The 7,287-nt window shown below is 47.4% G+C and carries 4 protein-coding genes; 1 reads left to right on the top strand and 3 read right to left on the bottom strand.

Going from position 1 to position 7,287, the window contains the following annotated elements:
* Positions 1 to 313 precede the first annotated feature (313 nt).
* The 3 genes from QUB08_RS30895 to QUB08_RS30885 form a co-directional block, all read right to left on the bottom strand.
* Positions 314 to 2,152 (bottom strand): DUF1998 domain-containing protein, encoded by a 1,839-nt coding sequence (locus QUB08_RS30895; protein WP_333229996.1) that lies wholly within the window; start codon positions 2,150 to 2,152, stop codon positions 314 to 316.
* Positions 2,153 to 2,391: 239 nt separating this feature from the next.
* Positions 2,392 to 5,802 (bottom strand): DISARM system helicase DrmA, encoded by a 3,411-nt coding sequence (gene drmA, locus QUB08_RS30890; RefSeq protein ID WP_333229995.1) that lies wholly within the window; start codon positions 5,800 to 5,802, stop codon positions 2,392 to 2,394.
* Positions 5,803 to 6,028: 226 nt separating this feature from the next.
* Entirely contained in the window at positions 6,029 to 6,364 is a 336-nt protein-coding gene (locus QUB08_RS30885) for a XisI protein (RefSeq protein WP_333229993.1), read from the bottom strand.
* A 275-nt stretch (positions 6,365 to 6,639) separates the two neighbouring features.
* On the opposite strand from QUB08_RS30885, the gene QUB08_RS30880 reads away from it, so the two are divergent.
* Positions 6,640 to 7,233, top strand: coding sequence for a HipA family kinase (locus QUB08_RS30880; protein ID WP_333229991.1), 594 nt, complete (start codon positions 6,640 to 6,642; stop codon positions 7,231 to 7,233).
* The last annotated feature ends 54 nt before the right edge of the window (positions 7,234 to 7,287 follow it).

Raw genomic sequence — 7,287 nt, 5'->3', positions numbered from 1 at the left:
TACCGAAACATACACCTCTTCATATTCACTCATTTATTTATTATACATCGCTGATGTTATTTAATTCTCATTCCTTATTTAACCCAAATATAGCAACAAAAAGTAGTCATTTATCAATGACAACTACCATTTCTTCACTAGATTTGTTCCTAGTTGATGCTTATTTGTTATTGAGGTCTCTGGTAGTAGGTCTAATTATTTGCGTGCGAAAATCTGAGTTATAATGCTGTCGGTTTCGGAATATCTATAAACTGCGGTAATATTAAACGGAATTCCCCACGGGGAAATTTCCATTGCCTGTATTCCTTAGAGATCACAATTCATCGGGGAAAAAAGCAGCACTGTTACCACTAACTGTGTTTACGACCAAAGCCCGATCGAGAAAATCGTTGCGCCGTTCGCAAGAAGTCTCAGCAATCAGCAAACACCCATGACAAGCAGCCCCATGTAAGAAACGGTCTTCGGCATCACTTTCCGGTTCGTGTTGAGCACACACTGGGTCGTTAGAGCAAAGCCTTCCTAACTCCAATGCGCTGATTAACAGTAATTCAATGCGCTTGCCAATTTGCACCAGTCCCCCCAGAGTTCCATCATTACCAGAAGTGCCGGTATAGAGCAAAATACCGTAGCCTGAATCCCCAGCATAAATGCGTTCCCGGATGGCACTAGCCGCGTAGCCACATTCCAAAGAAACAGCAGTAATTAATAAGTGAGAGAGGGAGTGCAACATAATGTAAGGCAACCCCGGAAACTTGGCTTTGTCCTGGGGAATCCCTCTAGTGTTACACCATTTCTGGAAACCCCTATCCAACTCTTCCCCTCTTTCTCGAACAGCTTTTTGCTTCAGCCATTGGTCAATTGCCTGTTTTTTAAAGGCTATAAATACTCCTTCACCTCTATTTTCAATCGCCGGTACCCACGTCGGATCGATGTCAAGAGCTGCCCGTCGCACGTTAATATCTAATTCACCCTCAATATCCGGCATAGCTGCTTCAAAACGAGTAAATCCGACTTGCGCCACGACTTCTCGGAGCCGATGCACTAGAATAATACGTTCAATGCGAGCTGTTGCGAGAGGATTTAACCCCTCTAACTTGCGAGCGCGGGCGTAAAAATCTCCTTCGGACACATCTTCCCCAACTTCATCAGGACTAGCAAGTAAAGTTTCAATTTCCACTTGCTTAATGCTCTTTTTTGTATTAGAAAACCCTGCCTTTCTTCGCTGTATTTCTGCCCAAACCGCTTCGTTGCTTAAACCTTCTAAAGCATTAAGAACTTTTTGTTTTTTTCGCTCTTTTCTGATATCATTTAACTCTTCAGCATATTGCAGGAAATCTTCATAAACTTGATTGACAGCTTCCCTGAGTTTGGCGTCGGTGTCCGGCAGAGAAATCACGCTAAGCACTTGAGCAAAATAAGCATTACTCGCCGATCGCACTAACAGTCGATTATACAACGGGCGATCGCCATCTCTAGAAAGGCAAGGTTCTTTTGCAACCGGGCCGAGCCAAGGGCGCTCTCCCAAGCACCTGCCGAGCACTTTAGAATACGGGACAGTGGCATCAGAAAGGGGGCGACGGGCTTTGCAAGCTTCGCACCGGACGAAGATTTCAGCAAAATCATTGCCAGAACCGCTTTCATCGAGCCACAATTGCCCTCGGCATGGAGCGTCCAAATTGTTGTGGGCAAAAGCATTCCAATTGATATCGCTGATATGTCCGTTGGCGCAAGCTTGCACGAAGCGCACCGGAACAACAGGCTTTTTCTTCCTCTCAGCATTAAGATATTTTCCCTTAACTAAACTCCTCCAACGAATTAAAGGTCTGGTGCGGTATTCTTTGCCGTTGGGAGCTTTCCAAGTGCTATCATCTTGCGCTACAAACCAAGTGGGAAATGTGAAGGCGGTGATGCCTGTGCGAGGGCCGCTGGGGTCTTGTTCATCTACAGGGGGAGCGTACAGGGAAACGCGGCCCAGGCCGAGAATTTCGGCAACTCGCTCTTCCAGGCGCTCTTCGTGGATGCGCGAGCGATCGCCCCGCCAGTGGTTTAACCCGCCGATAATAATCGAATAGTTGGGCAAATCGACCATTGCCCCCGGCCCGAAGGTGGTTAAAATTTGACTTTGGCGAATTTGTCCTGATGGGATTTTCATATTGATTTTAGTTAGTTTGTAGTTTGTAGTTTGTAGGGTGCGTCAGCCGGAAATTTGCTTGCAGTTAGTAGGGTGCGTCACTGAGAAATCTTCTGCTCGGCAAATATTTTTTTTCTGACGCACCCTACTGAGTTTATTGGTAGGCTGTGTCAGAGAGTAATCGGCTCGGCAAATATTTTTTTTCTGACGCGCCCTAAGTGAGTTAATCTTGATGCTCAATCTGACGCACCGTGCGCGAATTAATCCTCATCAATCTCGAACCCATCTGGAGTTTTCACCCACAAATTGACCACAGGTTCCACATCTCTCAAACTGCGCTGTGCTTTAAATTTTTTAGCGGGTTGCGGTTGCCTCTGCAAGTCGGGGTCAAGGGGGTCAAATAATAAAGGGGATGCACGTCCTACTTCTTGCTGATATTGCAAACTGTCTTTTTCCGCAGCAATCTGTTGCCAAGTGTCCAGCAAATCTTTGACTCGATCTTTTAGTTTCAGACGTAATTCTTCTGTTTCTTCTGCGTCTCGGTCTTGGTCGTGGATTTCAGAACGCTGGGCAATGATATCAGCAACAAAATCTAAGTTAGAGCGCTGTTCTGTAATTTTAATTGCATTTAAAGGTGCGGTCATTTCTGGATTACCTAGACGCGCTAAAGCAACGGTAATCGCAGCAATCCCCCGGTCAATGGCACGGGGGGAAAAAGGCGTGACGCTGGTTGCTTCGACTGCCCGGTAAAAAGTGTTGTGCCACGCGCCGAAACGTTCGTAGTGAGAGCGATCTCGCGGTCTGTGTACATTTAATAATGTTACCACTAATCCCGGCCGCTGTTCGTCTCGCCCTACTCGCGAGGTTGCTTGAATGTACTCGGCGGCTGTTTTTGGCTGTCCTAATACGACCATTAATCCGAGGCGAGTGATATCTAAACCCACAGAAATCATATTAGTTGCTAGTGCAGCGTCCACCCGGTGTGCCTCTGAAAAAGCTAAGGCTAAACAGCGCTTTGCTTCCGAAACTTCGCTAGTGCTAACGCGAGAAGTTAATTCTAAAAGTTCATCGTTAATTCGGCGGTTAGCAAAACATCCTGACTGCTCATTTTCCCGTTTTCTCTGGCTATATCCTAACAATCTAGATGTGACTTCATCTTCAACAATGCGCCGACTTCCCCCCAGTTCTCGCAGAGAGTTAAAATAACCCAATAAGGTCATGTAAGAGTCAGCAGGATTATTTTTATTCCTCGCGCCGCCGTTGGCATCCCAATGTTTTTGAGCCGCCCCTAATACAGCTAAATAAGTCCGCAGCAATATGACTTTTAAGCTGCGACCTTGAGCGGCAATGCCGATATAAGTGCGGGGGTTTTGTTCCGTGGCGGGGACAGTTTTGGCGAAGAATGAATCGCGGCGGTCGGGGCCAGGAGGCGGAAAAACATCGACTTCGGTGCGACCAAATAAGGCGCGAATTTGTTTTGTTGCTCGCCGCACGGTTGCAGTTGAAGCAACTATTTTAGGATAGATTTTTTTGCCATTTTTGTCAAAAGCTGATAAGGCGTCGATAGCCGTTTCATAAAGTCCGACCATCGTGCCTAAAGGCCCGGAAATTAGGTGCAATTCATCTTGTATAATTAAATCTGGTGGTAGGAGAGGTTTTTCTAGTGTCCGACCGATGCCAATAGTAGCCGGGCCGTAAAATCCGTTGTCATCATAGCGATCGACTTTTCCGAATAAAGCCCCAGTTTCTCCGACCCAAGGTAGGTTGGCAAATTTATCGACTGTGGCGATGATAAAACAGGGGACGCGGCGATAGATGGGGTCATCAACCGCAACAATGGGCAAGGGATTATTTCCTTTAAAAGTACATTGCGGTTGGCCATTGGCAAGGCGTTTACGGTTGGTGCAGAGAATTCTTAAATCCGTGGGATTGTCTGCATTGGGGAATAAGGTAAAGGAGTTGCGGGTGAATTTTTCACCGCACCAAGGGCAGTTTTCTAAGGGAATGGGTGAGGGTTTATTACGATCGTCGTTTTGATAGGCAATGGTGCGGGCACGGGCACTTTCTGGGTTGTTGTCCCCTTTGCGTCCCATGCGGTTTGGTGTAGCTGCTTGTCCGACCCACAACCCGATTTCAAAAGGCCAAGTGCCTAATTTTTGAACATCGTTTTGCCGTTCTAACTCTAAAGCGCAGATCAAAGTGGCGGCGCGACTCAGTTGGTCTAAGGTTAACAGTCGTAAAGTGTAGCGCATTAAGACACTAACACCCGCCCCACTAAGCCCTGGATTTCGCAACCGTCGCAGAACTAAAGTAAATGCGGCTAACCCTAAATATGCTTCTGTTTTGCCGCCGCCGGTGGGAAAAAATAGCAAATCTACGATTTCCCGATCGCCCTTTTCTGGATCGGCAATTCCAGTTAAGTTCATCAGCAGAAATGCTAGCTGAAACGGCCGCCATTTGGGGGCGTGGATTTCTGCGGGGGTTTTCTCACTGTCATGGGTGGCCCGTTGACGGATGGATCTGGCGATCGCGAAATTGGTAATTCCAAAGGCCTCGAACACTTCGGGGTCATTCATAGCGTCGAGGCCCGCAGCGATGCGATCGCGCGCGACTTGGGCGCGGTTGAGCAACTTTTGGGCAATTTGAGCTCGGTTGAGATCGAGGGGGAATTTGTGCCGCTGGTCTGCAATCCAATCGCCGTAAGCTGTTACCATTGGCTCTAGCATTGACCGCAAAGCTGCGGGACTGGGTGCCGCAGCGATCGCTTCCATTTCCAGTTCAGTTCCGGGTACAACGGCCGCGATGACTTTTTCTACGTCAGCGGTGGGTATCCAGGCGGTGCGAATTTCCTTGCAAATCGAGTCGGAGTGGACGAGGGCGATCGCCGAAATGTTGTGGCCAACAGCAAATTCGCAGTCTTCCCGATACTGCAAGTCTGCCACCTTTTCATCCCAATCATCATCGGTTTGTCCCCGCAAATTCGGGCGGGGGACGAGGGGGTAGGGGGTGTGAATAGTTAAAGTTGCTTGGAAGATGTAAGTGGTATCTCGCAAGGAGTCGTCGGTGGTGGGGGTGCGGTAGTTGACAAGGAAAGCGGAGACGGAACGGGTACCGGGGGGTAACTTAATCTGGGACAAGACGGGGCGAACGGAAATGACGAGTTTTAAGCCGCCGCTGTCGGGAATGTCCAAGGTGTAGGGCGCGGTGCTGCTTTTGATGGGAACATCTAGTTCTACCTGTTGAGGTTTCCGCAGCCAATCACCGGAGACGAGACTTTGCAGTTTGGTTTCTGCTTTTTCCTCTTCTGTGGGAATGGGCGAGTAGTCGCCCCAAGATGCGATCGCCCGGAAGTGAGTTGCTTCTTTGGGAACCAGGAAACTCAGCCCCATTGAAGAGGGAAAAAATGCTCTGCGGGCGGAGGATTTTTCCGGGGGGTTTTCGTCGTCGCCGGAACTGACGCCCCTGTGTTCGTCGAGTTCGTCATTGCTGCTGTCGTCGCTGCGCTGTTCGAGGCCGGCCCCGTAGGGTACGAGAAAACCGCTGAGATACCAGCGGGAAGGGGGTTGGTTGATGATTTCTGCGGCGTGGGCTTCGTCGTCGGGGATGGGGCCGATCAGGTCGAGTTGTAAAGCGTCGATTAGGTGTTGGCGAACTTCGGCGGGGGTTGTCATATAGCAGTTAGTAGAGTGCGTCAGACCCCAATATTTTCTCACATTAACGATATTTTTTTACCTGACGCACGCTACCAATAAAATGTTATCACCAACCAATTAGGTAAAAAACCCGGTTTCTTTAGCATCAGAGATAGTCAGAAACCGGGTTTTTGGAGAAAATTCTTGGTTGTCGCCGACAAATTAGGTAAAAAACCCGGTTTTTTTAGCATCACGGGCATTGTTTTTAGGCGGTAATAAGGACTTGCGCTGGTGGCATAAAACCTAAGATGATATCATTTTGATGAATGCCTTCGTCAATTAAATTTTGGGTAATGCCGCCTTCCATACCGTCATATTCAATGTAGATTTTACCAGCTTCCAACGTGATATAAATGAGGTTTCCTCTGATTCGCCGCCCCCGATCCCAACCAACTTGCATCAAGGCGTAGCGATCGCGAGTTTCGTCAAACACGGGATGTAGTCGGATCTCTCCGTGAGAAGGCTTTAATTGGGCATATTTCCCGAGTACCTGTTTGACAATTTCTCTGTAGGTGGTTGCATTATCCGTTAAGTTATCCATTGTTGAACCTCTATTTTTTCTAAATCAATAACTAGCAAATTTAACTAAATCATATTGCTCTATAACTTATTATTTTTAAGTAGATTGGTTGCGGCTTTTTGGTCAAATAACTGGACAAAACAGATAGCTAAGCTGTTACGCATTTAAATTGGAAATTCCGGATAGGCTAGAAGCCCGTCCCACAAGAGTTGTATTGATTTTTGACAGACAGTTTAAATGTAGAACAGCTTATCGGATAAGTTAGGACAATATACTTAAATTTTATACTTGCTTTTATGGGCCAAACTGAAAACACAGAAAACGCGAGGGAACACTGGAAGCAACAGCTCAACGATGCACTCTCCCGACCAGAAACAGCTATCAGCGCAACAACTTTTAGGAAAGGGTGGAGAACGAAAGCAGAACCAGTTTTGCTCAAGTGTCAGGATGGTAGAGAGTATGTGGTTAAAGGTCAACAAGCAGGGCGACAAATTGTAAATGACCTGATTACTGCAAGGCTTGGCTTTGCAATTGGCGCACCCGTTGGCGAACCTAAGATTGTTGAATTGTCGGCTGAACTTATTGCGATTGAACCTTGTCTCTCTCATATTCCTTCAGGCACAGCACACGCTACTCTCTTTATACCAGATTGCTTTGATAGTTGGGAGTTGATTGCAACTAGCGAACCTCAAAATAGATCCAGGTTTGCTCTGCTTGCTGTGTTGTACGGATGGGTCTATGCTAACGACATCCAGTTTATTTTCCAGAAGAATCCACCGCGATTAGTTTACTCGGTGGATCACGGCCATTTCTTTCCCGGTGGTCCCGATTGGACAAAGCTTGACCTGATGCAAGCACCCCAAGCTGACAATACTCCGGACAGTTTTTAAGCAGCCAGAGTACCATAAGACAAGACTGAAGGAAGGTTAGGGTGATTTAAAATC

Origin of the sequence: Microcoleus sp. BR0-C5 (genome assembly GCF_036705045.1) — a bacterium.
In the GTDB taxonomy this organism is placed as follows: domain Bacteria; phylum Cyanobacteriota; class Cyanobacteriia; order Cyanobacteriales; family Microcoleaceae; genus Microcoleus.
The sequence above is the reverse complement of the archived record's forward strand: the minus strand, read 5'-3'. Positions and strand labels throughout refer to the sequence as shown.